This is a genomic window from Pseudomonas sp. MSSRFD41 (genome assembly GCF_014230245.1).
GTDB classification, from domain to species: Bacteria; Pseudomonadota; Gammaproteobacteria; order Pseudomonadales; family Pseudomonadaceae; genus Aquipseudomonas; species Aquipseudomonas piscis.
In genome coordinates, this window is sequence record NZ_JACKZK010000002.1 from 219334 (window position 1) to 235468 (window position 16135).

Below are 16135 nucleotides of genomic sequence, written 5' to 3' on the forward strand. Positions count from 1 at the left end.
TCAGGACCAGCGGCGGAAGATCAACGAGGTGTTCACGCCGCCGAAGGCGAAGTTGTTGTTCATCACGTATTCGTGGCTCATGGCACGCAAGCCGCCTTGCAGGTAGTCCAGCTCGCCGCAGCGAGGGTCGACCCGGTCCAGGTTGCAGGTGTGCACGTAGAGGTCGCGCTTGAGCATCTCGATGCTGAACCAGGATTCCAGGGCCCCGCAGGCGCCCAGGGTGTGGCCGAGGAAACTCTTCTGCGAGCTGATGGGCATGCGGCTGCCGAACAGGCTGCTGGTGGCCTGGGTCTCGGCGATGTCGCCCTGTTCGGTGGCGGTGCCATGGCCGTTGACGTAGCCGATGGCGGCGGGCGCCAGGGCCGCGTCTTCCAGCGCCAGCTCCATGGCCCGGCGCATGGTGGCCTGCTCGGGACGGGTGGTATGCTGGCCGTCGGCGTTGCTGCCGAAACCGACGATTTCCGCGTGGATCCGCGCTCCCCGGGCCAAGGCATGCTCCAGCTCTTCCAGGACCAGCATGCCGCCGCCTTCGCCGATCACCAGGCCGTCGCGCGCGCAATCGTAGGGCCGCGGGCTGCTCTGGGGCGCATCGTTCTTCAAGCTGGTGGCATACAGCGCGTCGAATACCATGGCTTCGGTGGGGCACAGCTCCTCGGCGCCTCCGGCGAGCATCATCGGCAGGCGGCCGAACTTGATCGCCTCGTAGGCATAGCCGATGCCCTGGCTGCCGCTGGTACAGGCGCTGGACGTGGGAATCAGGCGCCCGGTGAGACCGAAGAAGATGCTGATATTGGCCGCGGTGGTGTGGGGCATCATGCGCACGTAGGAGTTGGCGTTGAGCCCTTCTGCCACCGAGTTCAGCAGCATGTTGCCGAAGGCCTTGATCTCCTCGGTGCTGCCGGTGGACGAGCCGCAGGCCACGCCCATGCGCCCATCCTTGATCGAGGGATCGCCCAGCAGCCCGGCGTCGGCCAGGGCCTGTTCGGCGGCCGCGACCGCCAGCCGCGAGACCCGGCCCATGCTGCGCAGTTGCTTGCGGGTCCAGTGCCCGGGCACCTGGAAATCGTCGATGGGGCCGGCCAGGCGGGTGTTGAGCTCGCTGAACCTGTCCCACTCGTCCATCCGCCGGATGCCGCTGCGATTGGCCGCGAAGCGCTCGACCAGGCTGTCCCAGTCGTTGCCCAGGGCGGTGATGCCGGCCATGCCGGTGACGACCACGCGCTTCATCAGCACAAGCCCCCGTTGACCGCCAGCACCTGGCGAGTGATGTAGGCGGCTTCGGCGGACATCAGGAAATTCACCGCGCCAGCCACTTCTTCCGGGGTGCCCATGCGCTGCGCGGGGATCATCTTCAGCAGTTCCTCCACCGGTACATGCTCGTCGAGCATGGTGGTGTCGATCAGGCCCGGGGCCACGCAGTTGACGGTGATCTTGCGCTTGCCCAGCTCGATGGCCAGGGCCTTGGCGGCACCGATCAGGCCGGCCTTGGACGCGCTGTAGTTGACCTGGCCACGGTTGCCGATCAGGCCCGAGACCGAAGCGACGCAGACGATCCGCCCGGGGGCGCGGCGCCGGATCATCGGCATCATCACGGGATGCAGGACGTTGTAGAAACCGTCGAGGTTGGTGCGCAGCACCTGGTCCCAGTCCTCCTCGCCCAGGGCCGGGAAGGCGCCGTCGCGGGTCAGGCCGGCATTGAGCACCACGCCATAGTAGGCGCCATGGGTTTGGACATCGGCCTCCAGGGCCGCCTTGCAGGCCGCGCGGTCGGCGACATCGAATTGCAGGATGCGGGCGGTACGGCCCAGGGCCTGGACCTCGGCCTGGACGGCTTCGGCTTCGGTACGGCCAGTGCGGCAATGCAGCACCAGGTCATAACCGGCCTGGGCCAGGCGCAGGGCGATGGCACGGCCGATGCCACGGCTGGAGCCAGTGACCAGTATGGAGTCAGTCATGACGGGGTTCCTTGGGAAGAATCGGCGGTTTCATGCAGGTAGTCGGCGGCCCGGGGCGGGCGGTAGACGTTCAGGCGTGCACTGGCGGCGATGCCCGGGCCGCTCAGGTGGCACTCGAACACGCCCATGCCGTTGTCGTCCTCCAGGGAGCACGCTGCATGGATTTCCAGCACGCTGCCGGCGGGGAAGCACTCGACATTGCATTGGAACTTGCGAGTGCCCAGCAAGAAGCCCAGCTCCACTGGCTGGCCTTGCTGGCGGGCACGGCAACCGGCGTAGGCGGCGACGCTCTGGGCCATCAGCTCGACGCCGACCCAGGCTGGCAGGCTGCCGTCGGGCCGGTTGAACAGGCCGCCGGGGCGGACTTCGAGGCGGGTGCGCACTTGCTCTTCATCGAAGGCCAGGACCTGGTCGATGAGGATCATGTCGCCGGCATGGGGCAGCAGTTCGGCGAGCGGCCAGTCAATCATGGGGCGTCTCCGATAATCAGGCTGACGTTGTTGCCGCCGAAGGCGAAGGAATTGCTCATCAGGCGGCGGGGTGAATGGGATTCCAGGCGGTCGGCGGCCGTGACCCAGTGCAGCCCTGGCAGCGCCGGATCGGCCTGGCCATCCCAGACATGGGGCGGCAAGGCCCCGCCGGGGTTGTCGGCACCCAGGGCCAGCCAGCAGAACGCTGCTTCCAGGGCCCCGGCGGCGCCCAGGGTATGGCCGCTCATGGGCTTGGTCGAGGAGCAGGGCACGCCCTCGGGGAACAGTCCGGCCACCGCCAGGCTTTCCATGGCGTCGTTGTGCTGGGTGGCGGTGCCGTGCAGGTTCAGGTAGGCGATCTGCCGGGCTTGCAACTGGGCGCTGCGCAACGCCAGTTCCATGGCTTGCAGGGCGCCGCGACCGTCGGGTGCCGGCGCGGAGATATGGTAGGCATCGCAACTGGCGCCACCGCCGAGCAGGGCGATGGAAGGCCCGGCGCCGGGTTCCCGGGTCATCAGGAACAGCACCGCGGCCTCACCGATATTGATGCCGTCGCGATTGCGCGAAAACGGATTGCACCGCTGGCCGGAGACCGCCTCCAGGGCCGAGAAACCGTTGAGGGTCAGCTTGCACAGGCTGTCGACCCCACCGCACAGCACCGCGTCGCAGATCCCCAGGTCCAGCAGGCGCCGGGCGCTGAGCAGGGCCCGGGCGCTGGAGGTACAGGCGGTGGAGATCACGTAGGCCGGCCCGCTCAATTGCAGCCACTGGGCGAGGAAGTTGGCCGGGGCGCCGAGCTCCTGCTGGCGATAGTTGTAGTCCGCCGGGAACTGCCGGTCCCGCAGGTAGCCGGCGAGGCCGCGGCTGGCCTCGTCGATCCCCGAGGTGCTGGTGCCCAGGACCACGCCGACCCGGCCATGGCCGTAGCGCTCGATGGCCCGGCGGATGTCGTCCTCGATCTGCAGCGTGGCTTCCAGCAGCAGCTGGTTGTTGCGGCTGCCATGGATCTGCTGTCCTGGCGGCAGGCTGGCCAGGGGCCCGCGCACCGCCGCCACCGGCAACGTGCGTTCGGGTACCCAGCCGCTTTCTGCACGCATGCCCGAGCAGTCGCCGGCAAACAGGCGACGGGCGACTGCCGGGCGATTGCGGCCCAGGGCGCAGACCAGCCCGAGGGCGTTGAGGTAGGCGGTCATGGAGTGGTCTCGGAGGTCAGCGCGGTGACCTGATAGTGCGGGCCTTGGGGCAGTTCCACGATGAAATCCAGTGTTTGTCGATAAGTGACCCGCCAGCGTTGGCCAAGGGCCCGCCGCTGGTCTTGGGTTTGAGCGCCGGGGTAGCTGGCCGGCAATTCGGCCGCCGGGGTCAAGGCGAACAGCAGGGCGGCGAACAGCTCCCTGGCCTCGGGATTGGGCGGCAGCAGGCCATCGGCTTGCCAGTGGCCATCCACCAGGCGCTGGCGGGCCTGGGGAATGCCCAGGGGGTCCATCAGCGACCAGCGCAGTCCCGGCCCTTCGGCCTGGAGCACCAGCAGCCAGTCCTGGCGCTGGCCCTGGCTTTGGCGCTGGATATGCAGCTGCAGCGGCAGGTCCAGCGCGGGCACGCGTTGCGGCAGTGGCGCCTGGCTGGCGCAGGCGCTCAGCAGCAGGACACAACCGAGCAGCAGGGCACGGATCATGAGGTTCGACCTTGCCCGGTGCCTGGCGCCGCCAGGGGCTTGCGGGCCACCACGTTGACCAGGGTTTCCTCGCGCTGGCCCACCGGTGGCGGTTGGCGCAGGCCAAAGCGTTCCAGCAGGCCGAAGTCCTTGGCGCGGCTCCACCACAGGTATGGATAGGACACATTGTCCTCGGAGAACTCGAAGCCTTGCTGGCGAATCATCTGCAAGTACTCGGCGGCGCTTTTCTGCACGTGCATGGGGTGGCGGAACAGCCAGCGGATCACCCAGGTATCGATATAGGCCTGGGTGGATTCGGCGAACATCAGGTAGCCGCCGGGCTTGAGCACACGATAGAACTCGGCGAGGGCTTTTTCCTGTTCCACCAGGTGATGGAAGGTCTGGTGGCAAAACAACAGGTCGACGCTGGCATCGTCCAGCTTCAGGGTCGCGCAGTCGCTGCCGATCAGTTCCACCTCCCATTGCTGGCGCCGGGCTTCCTCGGCGCTGAGTTCGAGGCTGTGGGGGTCGGCATCGATGCCGATCAGGCGCTGGGGAGTGAACACCTGGCGCAAGTGCTGGAAGGACTTGCCCTGGCCGCAGCCGGCATCCAGCAGCACCGGGGCGTGCGGCGGCTCGTCGTCGAACAGTGAACGCAGGTCGTTGATCGCCACTCGCAACACATGGTGCTGCCAGGTATGGCTGCGCAGGAACCAGAAGCCGAAGCGGGTCTCCTCGACGTAGCTGTCGCTCAGGTAGGGCGAGGCCTGGCCGGTCATGGGCGAACCCTCGCATCGGTTGCCGGGGGGACGCTGGCGCTTTGCGCCAGCAGGCGACATTCCATTTCAATGGATGGCATCGGGGCTCCTTGCCGCTGCGGCGGGATTCTGGTTCGGGGAGGCCATGCTGGCCGGCGACCGGCTCACGGTGCTGGCTCCGCTGGCGCAGCGGGGTGCGGTTCATGGCCGGCCCAGGGGGCGAGGATGAAACTGAAAGCCAGGCCGAGGCTGACGGCCAGGCCGAAATTGCTCACCGCCGGGGTGCTGGAGATGGCCAGCAGGCCGAACGACAGCCAGGTGGTCAGCGCCGCCAACAGGGTGCCCAGCAAGCTCACGGCCGCGCCGCCGATCCGCTCGCGCATGAGGATCGCGTAGTCGACGCTGATGGCGGTCACCAGCAGCAGGCCGAACAGGCTGAACAGCGTCAGTGGCTGCCCCAGCCAACCGAGGCTGGCCAGGCTGCACAGGGCCGCCAGCAGCGGCAGGGCCACCAGGCGCAAGGCCCCGCCGAAACCGAAGGGCAGGACCAGCACCAGCACGATCAGCACGCAGGAGGCCAGCTTGAGCTCGGCGGCGCTGACCTGGGTGGCGGCGAAGACCTGGTTCAGCTCGCCCAGGCGATCCACCAGCTCGATGCCGGGCAGGTCGCTGGACTGGACTCGCAGCAAGGCCGCGTCGTTCAGGCCCTGCAAGCTGACCAGGGCGGCCACGCCCTCGGCATTGGCGCCGAGCCAGAGTGGCCGGAAGGGTTCGGCCAGCGGCCCTGCCAGCGCGCTGTCGATGTCTGCCAGGGGCAGCTCCTGCAATTGCTTGAGCTCGGCTTGCAGCGCCTGCTCGGGCACGCCCAGCGCCAGCAGTGGCTGCCAGTATTCGGGCAGGCGCTCGAGGGCCGCGCGGACCTGGCGTTGCTGCGCCGGCTGGCTGAGCAACTGGTTGAGCGACAGGTAGCCCTTGAGCTTGTCCAGGCCCACCAGGGGGCGCAGGCGTTCGTCCAGGAGGTCGAGGCGCTCCAGCAGCTGTTGCTGGTCGGCTGCGCGCACCAGGAAGAACTGGCTGGTGGGTTGGTAGCCGGTGATCCGGGCGATGGCCTGGGCCTCTTGCAGCAACTGGGGCGGTGCGCCGACCCACTGGCGGATATCGTTCTTGCTGTCGAGCTGCCACAGGCCCGCCGCGCAGAACAACCCCAGCAGCGCCAGCAGCACCGGGCCCGGCACCCGTGCCAGCAGGGCGCTGCGCAGCCGCAGCAAGCCGGCGGCGACCCGTAGCGGCCACTGCGCCGGACGCAGCTCGACCTTGCGCAGCAGCGCCGGCAGCAGGCACGCGGCCGCCAGGTAGGCGCCCAGCAGGCCGGCAGCGGAGAACACGGCGATCTGGGTCAGGGCCGGGAATGGCGTCCAGGCCAGGGCCAGGTAGCCGATGCAACTGGTGGCCAGGCTCAGGCTCAGGCCCGGCAGGGTCAGGCGCAGGGCCGGCCAGCTGCGCCAGGGCTTGAGGCTCCAGCTCTTGGACAGGTAGTGCAGTGGATAGTCCACGGCCACGCCGATCAGGCTCGAGCCCAGCACCAGGGTCATGACGTGCATGTGCCCGAACAGGGCGACGCAGGCCACGGCGCCGAACAGCATGCCCACCAGCACCGGGACGAAGGCCAGCAAGGCGTGCCAGCGGCGAAAGGCCAGGAGCAGCAGTGCCAGGATGCCCAGGGTCGCGCCTCCGCCGACCCAGGAGATTTCCCGTGAGGCCTGTTGCTGGCCGTTGGCGGCATACAGCAAGCCACTGGCCGCCAGTAGCTGTCCTTGTTGGTGAGCGGCCTGTTCGCGGCTGTGCTGCAGCAGTCCGGCCACCTGCAACGGCAATCGCAGGTCGAAGGCATTGCCGGCGGTATGGGCCCGCAGCAGCACCCAGTGCTTGCCGTCGGCCTCGGCCAGCAGCGCGCCGCTGCCGATGTCCAGTTGCACGCTGGCGTGTTGTGGCTGGCTGGCCTGGATCCGCCCGGTCAGGCCCAGCCAGTCATCCTGGCTGGGCACCAGGGTGAAGCCGGCGAAGGGGTCGAACAGGCTCTGCACCCGTTGCTGGATGAAGGCCTGGGGCTGTTCGAGCAACTGCAGGCGGTCCTTGGCCGAAAGCATCGCCAGGCGACCCTGCAACAGTTGCTTGCGCAAGGCCGGCAGGTCGGCCTGCAGGGTCCACTGGACCTTGTCGAACAGGCCGCTGGCCTGCCACTGCCCGGCCAGTTCGCGAGCCAGGTCCAGCGCCTGCTGGCGTTGGGCGTGGCCCACCAGGACCAGGATCTCGCGGTTCAACGGCTCCTGCATGCGCTGTTCGGCCTGCAACTCCAGGGCGTCCGGGGCCGTGCCTGGCACCAGTTCCATGAGGTCGGCCGACAAGGGCGCGCCGTGGCGCCACTGCCAGGCGGCAGTGGCCAGGACCAGGGCCAGCAGGATCAGGAAGAGGCGTGGCAACCAGCGCTCACTCGGCAAAGTCATGGCGTTCCAGGTCGCTCAGGGGTTGGTTGCTGGTGCTGTCCTGCATGATCAACAACGTGCGGTCGCCCTGGGCTTCCAGCAGCTCGATGCGTTGCACCAGGGCGCCGCCGTCGATGTCGATCCGGGTGAAGATCTGCTGGAGCAGCAGTGAACGGGGCAGCAGTTGCAGGTGCCAGTCTTGCGCGGTGCCTTGCAGGCGCAGTTCGAAGTCCCGCTGCAGGCCACTGCTGTCGCCTTGCAGCACGGCCAGGAACAGGCGGTTGTGCTCGGCGCCGGCGCTCTTGCCCGGCAGCATCTGCCAGCCCTCGGCATCGCGGCGGGCGATGCCCTTGGGCGTGATGCGGTAGTCCTGTTGCAATGGGGTCTGCAACAGCCACAGCAGGCCATGCTGGCGGGCCAGGACGAACTGGCCCTTGCTGGTCAGCGGCTGGGGCAGGGCCCGCAGGTGTTTTTCCTGGATGAAACGACCATGGATCACCTCGGGGCGCGACAGCTGCTCGCTCAATCGCTGCAGGTCGAAGTCCTGGGCCTGGGTCAGGGGCGGCACGGCCAGCAGAAGCAGGCAGGCCAGTAGCAAGCGTTGGCAGAAGGTCATGGCAACAGGCGCTCCACGGCGTCGGTGAAGATCTTGGGCGAGGCCAGCTGCATTTCGCGGCTGGCGATTGCCACGGCCACTTGTACCGAGCTGGCGCGGGTCAGGCGCTCGCCCGTGGCCAGGTCGGTGATCAGGTAGTTGATCTTCAGGCGGTTCTCCCATTCCACCAGGCTGGCGCGCACGTTCAGGGTCTGGCCGAACACCGCGCCACGTACATAGCGCAGTTGCAGGTCGATCACCGGCCAGGCGTAGCCGGAGTCGCGCATTTGCTCATAGTTGTGGCCGAGCTTGTCGAGCAGGGCGCAGCGGGCGACCTCCAGGTACTTGACGTAATGCCCGTGCCAGACCACGTGCATGGTGTCGACATCGAAGAACGGCACCAGGATCTGGGTATCGACGTAGATCGCTCCCTGGCTACGCATGCAACCTCCAGTGTTGTGCGGCGATACGTTGCAGGCACAGGCGCAGTTCGCCCTCCAGGGCGCGGTCCTCGATCACCGGTGGAAAATCCTCGGCCAGCTGCTCGCGCATGGCCGCCAGGGCCGCCGGCAAGGCTCGGGCATCGGCTTCGCGGCTGCGCAGCCAGACGCCCTGGTTGGCGGCCAGCAGGGTCGCGGCGGCCACTTGTTCGGTGAGCTCCAGCACGCGCAGCGCATCGCGGGCGGCGATGGTGCCCATGCTCACCTTGTCCTGGTTGTGGCACTCGGTGGAGCGCGAGAACACGCTGGCCGGCAGGGTGTTCTTCAAGGCTTCGGCGGTCCAGGCGCTGGCGCCGATCTGCACCGCCTTGAATCCATGGTTGAGCATGGCCCGCTCGGCCGTCGCGCCGGACAGGTTGCTCGGCAGGCCGTGGTTGTAGCGCACGTCCACCAGCAGGGCCAGTTGCCGGTCCAGCAGGTCGGCGACGTTGGCCACCAGGTTCTTCAGGCTGTCCATGGCGAAGGCGATGTGCCCGCCATAGAAGTGCCCGCCGTGGAGCACCCGCTCGGCCTCGGCGTCGATGATCGGGTTGTCGTTGGCGCTGTTGAGCTCGGTTTCGATGAACGCGCGCAACCAGCCCAGGCTGTCGGCCAGCACCCCCAGTACATGGGGCGCGCAGCGCAGGGAGTAGCGGTCCTGGAGACGATGCAGGGGCGCGGTGGGGGCGTCGATCGCCAGGTCCTGGCGCAGCCAGGCGGCCACCCGGGTCTGGCCCGGATGGGGCTTGGCGGCGAACAGGCGTTCGTCGAAGTGCTCCGGGTTGCCTTGCAGGGCCACCACGTTCAGGGCCGTGATCCGCGTCGCCAGGCGCAGCAGGTAGTCGGCGCGAGCGAAAGCCAGGCAGGCCAGGCCCGTCATCACCGCGGTGCCGTTCATCAGCGCCAGGGCCTCCTTGGGCCGCAGTACCAGGGGCTGCCAGCCCAGCTCGCGGTGTACGTCGACCGACTCGCGGCGTTCGCCACGGAACAGCACCTGGCGCTCCCCGGACAGGGTGGCGGCCACGTAGGACAGCGGCGTCAGGTCGCCACTGGCGCCCACTGAGCCTTCCTGGGGGATCAGCGGCAGGATGTCCAGGTCGAGGAAGGCTTGCAGGCGTTCCAGCAACTCCACGCGCACTCCGGACATGCCGTGGCACAGCGACTGCAGGCGCGCCGCCAGCACCGCCCGGGTCGCCTGGGGATCGAGCAACTGGCCCAGGCCGCAGCCGTGGAAGGTGTACAGGTGCCGGGGTAGCGCCTCGACATGCTCCAGTGGCACCGCCACCACGCAGGAGTCGCCGTAACCTGTGGTCACGCCGTAGATCACCCCTTCCTTGTCCAGCAGGGAGTCGAGGAACTGCGCGCCCTTGGCGATACGCTGGCGCCAGGCCGCATCGGCTTGCAGGCGCGCTGGCGCCCGGCGGTTGGCCAGGGCCAGCACGTCCTCGATGCGCAAGGGATGTTCGCCGAAGGTGACCGGCTCAGGAGTCGAGGTTGTCATCGGTTTTCCAGAATGGGTAGAAGTTGAACCACTGTTGCGGGGCTTGTAGGCAGTACTGGCCCAGGCGCTCGGCATAGCGCGCGGCCCAGTGGGCGATCACTTGCTGGCGGTCGTTGCGCTTCCACTGCACGGCCTCGGTGAAAGGTTCGAGGATCACTCGGTAGCGCCCCTGCTGCTTGAGGCAGAGCAACAGGTTGACCGGGCACTTGAGCAGCCCGGCCAGCAGCCAGGGCCCCTGGGGAAAGGCCGCCGGCTGGCCGAGGAAGTCCACCTGCACGTTGCGCCCGCCGTGCAGCGGCACGCGGTCGCCGGCGATCGCCAGCCACTCGCCGCGCTCCAGGCGCTGGCTCAGTTGCAGCATGATCGCCGGGTCCAGCTCACTGACCTGGACCAGCCGCAGGTTGCTGGCCCCGGCCTCGCCCAGAAGGCGGTTGAAGCGTTCGGCATGCCGGGTATGCACCAGCACGTTCATGGTCACCTGCTCGCCGAGTTCGGCCAGGGCCCGGCAGACTTCCAGGTTGCCCAGGTGCGCGCCCACCAGCAGTTGCCCGCGCTCGCCGCGCAGTTGCTGGCGCAGGCCCGCCGGGTCGAGGATCTCGATCTGTTCCAGGCGCAGCTTGCCGTTCCACACATCGAGCTTGTCCAGCAGGGCCTCGGCGAAGGCCATGAACTGACCGAATACCCGGCGCTGGCTGGGCAGCAGGTCTTCGCGCTGGTGGAAGCGGGCCAGGCGCAGCTGGTATTGCCAGATGCTGCGGCGGGCGCTGCGGCCGAACAGGAAGAAGTACAGGACGATGGCGTACAGCAGCGGGCTCAGCGCCCGGCGGCCCAGGGTCCGTACGCCGAAGGCGGTGAGTTTCATCAGCCAGAAGCTGCCGCGTTCGCGGCGTTCGGCCCAATGCCTGTTGGAGGAGGGCTCGCGGTTCATGTGCGCCACCGCCGCCAGAGAATCAGAGGCAGGCGCGCGAGCATGCCGAAGAACAGCTTGGCGTGCATCCTGGAGATCAGGGCGTTGTCGTGCCACAGGCGAAAGTGCGAGAGGCCGTCCTGGGGATAGTGGACCCGGGTCGGCAGCCAGAGCATGGCCTGGTTGCGCCAGGACAGGCGCACGAGGATTTCCGGGTCGAAGTCCATGCGCCGGCCCAGGGCCACTGAATCGACCAGGGCCAGGGTCGGTGCCAGGGGATAGACCCGGAAACCGCACATGGAGTCCGGGATCTGCAACGACAGGCTGTTGATCCACACCCAGACATGGGTCAGGTAGCGGGCATAGAGGCGGCCCTTGGGCACGCTGGCGTCGTACTGTGGATAACCGCAGACCAGGGCCTGGGGCGACTGGCGCGAGCAGTGGATGAAGTTATCCACAGCGCTCAGGTCGTGCTGGCCGTCGGCGTCCACTTGCAGGGCATGGCTGAAGCCCAGGCGTGCGGCCTCCCGCAGCCCGGCCATGACCGCGCCGCCCTTGCCCTGGTTGACCGCCAGGCGCACCAGGAATACTTGCTCGCGCTCGGCCAGGCGTTGCAGCACGCTGGCGCACCCGGGGCTGCTGGCGTCGTCCACCAGGATGCAGGGCAGGCCCTGTTCCCGCAGGGCGTCGACCACCGCCGGCACGGCGCCCTCGTGGTTGTAGACCGGGATCACCGCGCAAGGGTTATGCACAGGCGCCTGGCTGGACAACTTATCCACAGCTGTCCTCCAGCAGGATACGGCCGCTGGAACAGGCGGCCCCGGCATTGAGGTAGGCGAAGTACAGCTTCTGGCGCTGGGTGTCGAAGCGCAGGTTCAACTGGATGCGATCGCCGGGGCGTATCAGTTGCTGGAACTTCAGCACTTCCATGCCGGCGAAACGACCCGGCAGTTCCAGCAGGCGCTGGCCGAGGGCCAGGGCCCAGTCCACCTGCACCACCCCGGGAAGAATCGGCGCCTGGGGAAAATGCCCGCTGAAATAGGCCAGGTCCGGGGGGATCGCCAGTTGCAGCTGCCACTCGTCGTCCTGCTGCAATTGGGCCAGGACTTCCGGCTCCCGCGGGCGCGGCGCCTGGAGCAGGGCCTGGACCTGGGCCTGGGGCAGCTTGCCCTGGGCGGTGAGCGGCAACTGGCGCAGCAGGCGCCAGCGCCGGGGCAGGGCCAGGGCCTCGCAGTGCTGGGCCAGGTGCTGGCGCAGGGCCTGGACCAGGTGGCGCCGGCCCTGGTTGCGCAGTACATGCAGGCCGGCTTCGTCGAGCACCAGCAGGGCGCCCAGGTAGGCACGGTTCTCCTCGATCACCCCAAGGCGGGCCTCGGCGACCCAGGCATGGCTTTCCAGGGCCTGCTCCAGCATGGGCAGGGAGATGCGTTTTTCTTCCAGCTTGACGATGCGGTCCAGGCGCCCCAGCAGTTCGAAGCGGCCGTCGGTGGCGATTCGCGCGGCATCGGCACTGTGTTCCACGTGTCCGGCCGGCAGGTAGGGCGAGGCGATCAACAGCGCGCCGTCGGCATCCTGGCCCAGTTGCACATCGGCGAAGGGTTGCCACAGGGTCGCGCCCTGGCGCCAGGCGATCCCGCCGGTCTCGGAGCTGCCGAGGATCTCCGTGGGCCATTGCCCCAGGCGCTGCTGCAAGCTCGCGGCGGCGGGCGCGGGCAAGGCGCCGCCGGAAGAGAATACCCGCCGGACCTGGCTCAGGGCCGGCCAGTCGAGGTTGTCGCCCATGCGCTTGAGCAGTGCCGGGCTGGCCACCCAGGCGAATGCCGGGCATTGGCGGCTGGCCCGTTGCAGGTCTTCGGGGAACGCCAGTTGGCGCCGCAGGAACGGGCGACCGGCGCACAGTGGCCAGAGCACCCGGAACAGCAGGCCATAGATGTGCTGGGTGGCGACGCTGCCGATGATCCAGGCCGGGCCCAGGTCGTGGCCCCAGAGCTGCTCCAGGGCCTGTACTTCATTGGCCAGCTGGCGCAGTCGCTTGTCGATGCGCTTGGGTTCGCCGCTGGAACCGGAGGTGCACAGGCTCAGGCGGCAGGTGTCCAGGTCCAGTTCGGCCGCCGCCAGCGGGCTGGTCGCGGTTGCCGGCAGCAACGGGTCCTGGTCGGTCAGCCACAAGTCGACCTCCGTCGCCCAGCGCTGGCGGGTCTGGGCTTGCAGGTCGGCGGGCAGCAGCACGCTGGCCCCGGCACGCCAGGCGCCGAGCAGGGCCACCGCCAGCTCCACGGCATCTTCCAGGTGGATCGCCACGCGCTCGACGTGCCGCTCCCGGAGGGTCGCGGCCAGGCCAAGGGCCCGGGCCTGCAGGGTCGCAAGGTCGATCTCGGGATGGGCGCTGGCCAACCGTGGCCCTTGTGTCCCGAGCAAGAGCCGCTCAAGGGGAATCCAGTTCATCTACGGCCTCTTACCCGTTGGCGCAACAGCCATTCGGTAGCGAACAGCAAACCCATCAGCCCGTAGGCGATCAGGCCGTTGTACAGCATCCACCAGTCCAGCGGCGCCCAGAGTGTCAGGGCGGCGGCGACCAGGCCGTTGCAGAGGAAGAACAGACTCCAGGCGATGGTCACCTGGCGGGTGTAGCGTACGGCCTGTGGCGGCAGCTCCGGTTCGCTGAGGCGGGCCAGGCGCTCGGCCACTGGCGGGCCATGCTTGAGGCTCAGGCCGAACAGCCCCAGCATGCAGGCGCTGATCAGCACCGGGTACCAGCGCAGCAGCCCCGGGCGGTCGAACCAGGCCAGCAACAGGCAGAAGACAAGCGCGGCGCCGGCCATCCACAGGCTGCCGGGACGGCGTTCGCCGGTCAGTGCCCGGACCAGCCACAGGCTGCCCAGCAGCAGGCCGAATTGCCATGGCGCGAAGTGCTCCATGCCCCAGTACACGGCGAAGGGATAAAGCAGGCCGGCCAGCAACAAGCCCAGGCCGATCAGGCGGTTCATGCGGCCGGCTGGACCAGACGGTAGACCGCCTCGACCACGTCGTTGACGGTACGCACCGACTTGAACTCCTCGGCGGCGATTTTCTTGCCGGTCTGGCGCTTGATGTGGTCGATCAGGTCGACGGCGTCGATGCTGTCGATTTCCAGGTCCTGGTACAGGTTGGAGTCCAGGCTGATGCTCGATGGCTCCACTTCGAAGAGTTCGACCAGGGCATCGCGCAGGGTATTGAAGATGTCGTCACGGGTTTGCATGGTCGGTTCTCAAGCTGCCTGTTTTGCGCTGACGAAGGCCGCGAGGCTCGCCACGTTGCTGAAGTGATTGCGGGTGTCCTTGGCGTCGGCGTCGATCTTGATGCCGTATTTCTTCTGGATCGCCAGGCCCAGCTCCAGGGCGTCCACCGAATCCAGGCCGAGGCCTTCGCCGAACAGTGTCTGCTGGTCGCCGATGTCCTGGGCGCTGATGTCTTCCAGGCCCAGGGCATCGATGATCAGCCGTTTGATTTCAAGCATCAGGTCCGGGTGCGTATCGCTCATCTTTGGCGAGCTCCTTGGTGAAATAGTGGTGCAAGTGCTCATTGAGCTTGCGCGAAGCCTGGGGCGCCGGGCCCTGGGCGGCAAAGGTCTGTGGGTCTATATCGGCACCGACGTGAAAACTGAAGTGCACCCGGCGTTGCGGGATCCGGTACCAGGGCTCGGCCTTGGTCAGCGTGCTGGGGCTGACCCGGATCACCACGGGTGTGATGAGCTTGGCACCGCGCAGGGCGATCGCCGCCGCGCCCCGATGAAAGGCCGGCGCGGCGCCGGGCGGGGTGCGGGTGCCCTCGGGAAAGACGATCAGCGTCTGGCCTTCGTGCAGAGCCCCGCAGGCGTTCTCGAGCATCTCCAGGCTGCCGTCGTTGCTGATGTACTGGGCCGCGCGCACCGGGCCGCGAGTGAAGGGGTTGTTCCACAGGCTGTCCTTGACCACGCAGTTGGCGTCGCGCACCAGGCCGATCAGGAACACCACGTCGATCAGCGACGGGTGGTTGGCGATGATCATCTGGCCTGGGCGCCCCAGTTGCCCGGCGCCCTCGACCTCATAGGTGAGTACGCCGCTCCTGGCCATCCAGCGGATGAACAGCCAGAACAGCCGGCTGATGGTCTTGCGCGCCCGCAACCGCTGGCCCAGGGCATTCCCGGGCAGGCAGGCCAGCAGCGGGAAGATCACCAGGCGCAGGCATAAACCACCTATTCCGAACACCGCAAAGCTCAGCGCCGTGGCCACCAGGCGCCAGTAATAGGCATCGCGCCCCTTGGCCTTCACTGGTTGCGTTGCCAGGTCCATGTGCGATTCATCCAGGCATGTTGGCAATAAGGTTGCGGCCCGAGCAGGGTACGCAACAGGTTCAGGGCGTGGGGCCATTGGGCTGGAGCCTGGCTCCGGGCGCCGGTGCCATCCAGGGACAACTGCCAATCCTCGCCGGGGGTCAGCAGCAGGCCCAGGGCATAGGGAAAGGGCACGTCGTCGATCCAGTCGGCGTAGGCCTGGGGGGGCTGCTCCTCGGTGATCACCAGCAGTACGTGGGGCGCGCCGTCGGCCAACAGCGCCGCGGCTTCCAGCATGCCGTGCTCCAGGCCGTCCCCGGCCGCGGCCAGGGCAGTCATCTCGCTGGTCTCGCCACGCATGATGGACCACAGGCCGATCACCGCGTTGTGCACCGAGAGGCTGAACTGGGTGGGCGACAACGGTTGCTCGGCGGTCAGGTCGCTGAGGATCTCCAGGGTCCGCGGGGTTTCGCCATGGCGGGAAATGAACACCAGGGGCAGGCGCTCGAGGCCCTCGGCCAGGGGCCAGCCAACGCTGAAGGCCATGCGGGCCAGGCGACTGAGGCGGCGGCGCTGCATGGCGGGCAGGAAGGAAACGTCCGGAGCGCTATCGCTGCTGGCCGGCAGGACCGGCTGCTGGCACCAGGCCTGCCAGGCGTCCACGCCCTCGAGCCCAGGGGCCCACGCACGCCATCGAGCGATATTGAACTTGATCACTTGGTTTCATCCCGCCCCTGCGGGCTTTCTTGACGTGGTGCGGCGCTGGGGGTGGCGCCTGGCCAGGATGACGCGTAAGCGCCAGTGGCGCGCATTATCCCGGTGCAACAGTCATGTAGCAAATGCCGGATGGGCTGCTGGTCGCAAATGAGAAGAATCTGCCGTGGAGCGAAGAGTCCCTTCGCCGCTATCGGCTTTCGGGGCCTTGTGCAGGCGCCTGGCAGCGGGGCTGGCGCAGTAGCCGGCCGGTCCCGGGATAGCCGGCCGAACTTGTGCTGCCGAGGTAGCTAAGGGGCGGCGGGGGCTACTACACTCGGGGATCTTT

Annotated in this window: 18 protein-coding genes; all 18 read right to left on the bottom strand. The window is 68.0% G+C overall.

Annotated features, from left to right (window positions below; translation table 11 throughout):
- Entirely contained in the window at nt 1–1227 is a 1227-nt protein-coding gene (locus H7A76_RS04680) for a beta-ketoacyl-ACP synthase (protein ID WP_185697423.1), read from the bottom strand.
- Nucleotides 1227–1955, bottom strand: a complete 729-nt coding sequence (fabG, locus tag H7A76_RS04685; RefSeq protein ID WP_185697424.1) for a 3-oxoacyl-ACP reductase FabG — start codon at nt 1953–1955, stop codon at nt 1227–1229. Before fabG ends, H7A76_RS04680 begins: the two co-directional genes overlap by 1 nt.
- On the bottom strand, nt 1952–2425 hold the full coding sequence (locus tag H7A76_RS04690; RefSeq protein WP_185697425.1) for a hotdog family protein: 474 nt from the start codon (nt 2423–2425) through the stop codon (nt 1952–1954). The genes fabG and H7A76_RS04690 overlap by 4 nt, the downstream gene beginning before the upstream one ends.
- Complete coding sequence (locus tag H7A76_RS04695; RefSeq protein WP_185697426.1) at nt 2422–3618, bottom strand: beta-ketoacyl-[acyl-carrier-protein] synthase family protein; 1197 nt, start codon at nt 3616–3618, stop codon at nt 2422–2424. The genes H7A76_RS04690 and H7A76_RS04695 overlap by 4 nt, the downstream gene beginning before the upstream one ends.
- Nucleotides 3615–4100, bottom strand: coding sequence for a DUF3261 domain-containing protein (locus H7A76_RS04700; RefSeq protein ID WP_185697427.1), 486 nt, complete (start codon nt 4098–4100; stop codon nt 3615–3617). The genes H7A76_RS04695 and H7A76_RS04700 overlap by 4 nt, the downstream gene beginning before the upstream one ends.
- Complete coding sequence (locus tag H7A76_RS04705; RefSeq protein WP_185697428.1) at nt 4097–4858, bottom strand: class I SAM-dependent methyltransferase; 762 nt, start codon at nt 4856–4858, stop codon at nt 4097–4099. Before H7A76_RS04705 ends, H7A76_RS04700 begins: the two co-directional genes overlap by 4 nt.
- A gap of 143 nt (nt 4859–5001) precedes the next feature.
- Entirely contained in the window at nt 5002–7341 is a 2340-nt protein-coding gene (locus tag H7A76_RS04710) for an MMPL family transporter (protein ID WP_185697429.1), read from the bottom strand.
- On the bottom strand, nt 7325–7936 hold the full coding sequence (locus tag H7A76_RS04715) for an outer membrane lipoprotein carrier protein LolA (protein WP_185697430.1): 612 nt from the start codon (nt 7934–7936) through the stop codon (nt 7325–7327). Before H7A76_RS04715 ends, H7A76_RS04710 begins: the two co-directional genes overlap by 17 nt.
- Nucleotides 7933–8358 carry a thioesterase family protein gene (locus H7A76_RS04720; RefSeq protein ID WP_185697431.1) on the bottom strand — a complete coding sequence of 142 codons (426 nt, stop codon included), beginning with the start codon at nt 8356–8358 and terminating at the stop codon, nt 7933–7935. Before H7A76_RS04720 ends, H7A76_RS04715 begins: the two co-directional genes overlap by 4 nt.
- Nucleotides 8351–9895 (bottom strand): histidine ammonia-lyase, encoded by a 1545-nt coding sequence (hutH, locus tag H7A76_RS04725; protein WP_185697432.1) that lies wholly within the window; start codon nt 9893–9895, stop codon nt 8351–8353. Before hutH ends, H7A76_RS04720 begins: the two co-directional genes overlap by 8 nt.
- Complete coding sequence (locus H7A76_RS04730) at nt 9876–10823, bottom strand: glycosyl transferase (protein ID WP_185697433.1); 948 nt, start codon at nt 10821–10823, stop codon at nt 9876–9878. The genes hutH and H7A76_RS04730 overlap by 20 nt, the downstream gene beginning before the upstream one ends.
- Nucleotides 10820–11554, bottom strand: coding sequence for a glycosyltransferase family 2 protein (locus tag H7A76_RS04735; RefSeq protein ID WP_085595779.1), 735 nt, complete (start codon nt 11552–11554; stop codon nt 10820–10822). The genes H7A76_RS04730 and H7A76_RS04735 overlap by 4 nt, the downstream gene beginning before the upstream one ends.
- A gap of 19 nt (nt 11555–11573) precedes the next feature.
- Nucleotides 11574–13247 (bottom strand): AMP-binding protein, encoded by a 1674-nt coding sequence (locus H7A76_RS04740; RefSeq protein ID WP_185697434.1) that lies wholly within the window; start codon nt 13245–13247, stop codon nt 11574–11576.
- Nucleotides 13244–13789, bottom strand: coding sequence for a hypothetical protein (locus H7A76_RS04745; RefSeq protein ID WP_185697435.1), 546 nt, complete (start codon nt 13787–13789; stop codon nt 13244–13246). The genes H7A76_RS04740 and H7A76_RS04745 overlap by 4 nt, the downstream gene beginning before the upstream one ends.
- Nucleotides 13786–14040, bottom strand: coding sequence for an acyl carrier protein (locus tag H7A76_RS04750; protein ID WP_022640293.1), 255 nt, complete (start codon nt 14038–14040; stop codon nt 13786–13788). The genes H7A76_RS04745 and H7A76_RS04750 overlap by 4 nt, the downstream gene beginning before the upstream one ends.
- A 9-nt stretch (nt 14041–14049) precedes the next feature.
- Nucleotides 14050–14322, bottom strand: coding sequence for a phosphopantetheine-binding protein (locus H7A76_RS04755; RefSeq protein ID WP_185697436.1), 273 nt, complete (start codon nt 14320–14322; stop codon nt 14050–14052).
- A complete protein-coding gene (locus H7A76_RS04760) occupies nt 14291–15112 on the bottom strand; it encodes a 1-acyl-sn-glycerol-3-phosphate acyltransferase (RefSeq protein WP_185697437.1) in 822 nt (273 codons plus the stop codon). Before H7A76_RS04760 ends, H7A76_RS04755 begins: the two co-directional genes overlap by 32 nt.
- Nucleotides 15088–15810: a beta-ketoacyl synthase chain length factor gene (locus tag H7A76_RS04765; RefSeq protein WP_185697438.1), complete on the bottom strand. Its 723-nt coding sequence runs from the start codon at nt 15808–15810 to the stop codon at nt 15088–15090. The genes H7A76_RS04760 and H7A76_RS04765 overlap by 25 nt, the downstream gene beginning before the upstream one ends.
- Nucleotides 15811–16135 lie beyond the last annotated feature (325 nt).

Coding starts and splice junctions, on each gene's coding strand:
- H7A76_RS04680 (WP_185697423.1), bottom strand. CDS start 1,227: ATGAAGCGCGTGGTCGTCACCGGCATGGCCGGCATCACCGCCCTGGGC.
- fabG (WP_185697424.1), bottom strand. CDS start 1,955: ATGACTGACTCCATACTGGTCACTGGCTCCAGCCGTGGCATCGGCCGT.
- H7A76_RS04690 (WP_185697425.1), bottom strand. CDS start 2,425: ATGATTGACTGGCCGCTCGCCGAACTGCTGCCCCATGCCGGCGACATG.
- H7A76_RS04695 (WP_185697426.1), bottom strand. CDS start 3,618: ATGACCGCCTACCTCAACGCCCTCGGGCTGGTCTGCGCCCTGGGCCGC.
- H7A76_RS04700 (WP_185697427.1), bottom strand. CDS start 4,100: ATGATCCGTGCCCTGCTGCTCGGTTGTGTCCTGCTGCTGAGCGCCTGC.
- H7A76_RS04705 (WP_185697428.1), bottom strand. CDS start 4,858: ATGACCGGCCAGGCCTCGCCCTACCTGAGCGACAGCTACGTCGAGGAG.
- H7A76_RS04710 (WP_185697429.1), bottom strand. CDS start 7,341: ATGACTTTGCCGAGTGAGCGCTGGTTGCCACGCCTCTTCCTGATCCTG.
- H7A76_RS04715 (WP_185697430.1), bottom strand. CDS start 7,936: ATGACCTTCTGCCAACGCTTGCTACTGGCCTGCCTGCTTCTGCTGGCC.
- H7A76_RS04720 (WP_185697431.1), bottom strand. CDS start 8,358: ATGCGTAGCCAGGGAGCGATCTACGTCGATACCCAGATCCTGGTGCCG.
- hutH (WP_185697432.1), bottom strand. CDS start 9,895: ATGACAACCTCGACTCCTGAGCCGGTCACCTTCGGCGAACATCCCTTG.
- H7A76_RS04730 (WP_185697433.1), bottom strand. CDS start 10,823: ATGAACCGCGAGCCCTCCTCCAACAGGCATTGGGCCGAACGCCGCGAA.
- H7A76_RS04740 (WP_185697434.1), bottom strand. CDS start 13,247: ATGAACTGGATTCCCCTTGAGCGGCTCTTGCTCGGGACACAAGGGCCA.
- H7A76_RS04745 (WP_185697435.1), bottom strand. CDS start 13,789: ATGAACCGCCTGATCGGCCTGGGCTTGTTGCTGGCCGGCCTGCTTTAT.
- H7A76_RS04750 (WP_022640293.1), bottom strand. CDS start 14,040: ATGCAAACCCGTGACGACATCTTCAATACCCTGCGCGATGCCCTGGTC.
- H7A76_RS04755 (WP_185697436.1), bottom strand. CDS start 14,322: ATGAGCGATACGCACCCGGACCTGATGCTTGAAATCAAACGGCTGATC.
- H7A76_RS04760 (WP_185697437.1), bottom strand. CDS start 15,112: ATGGACCTGGCAACGCAACCAGTGAAGGCCAAGGGGCGCGATGCCTAT.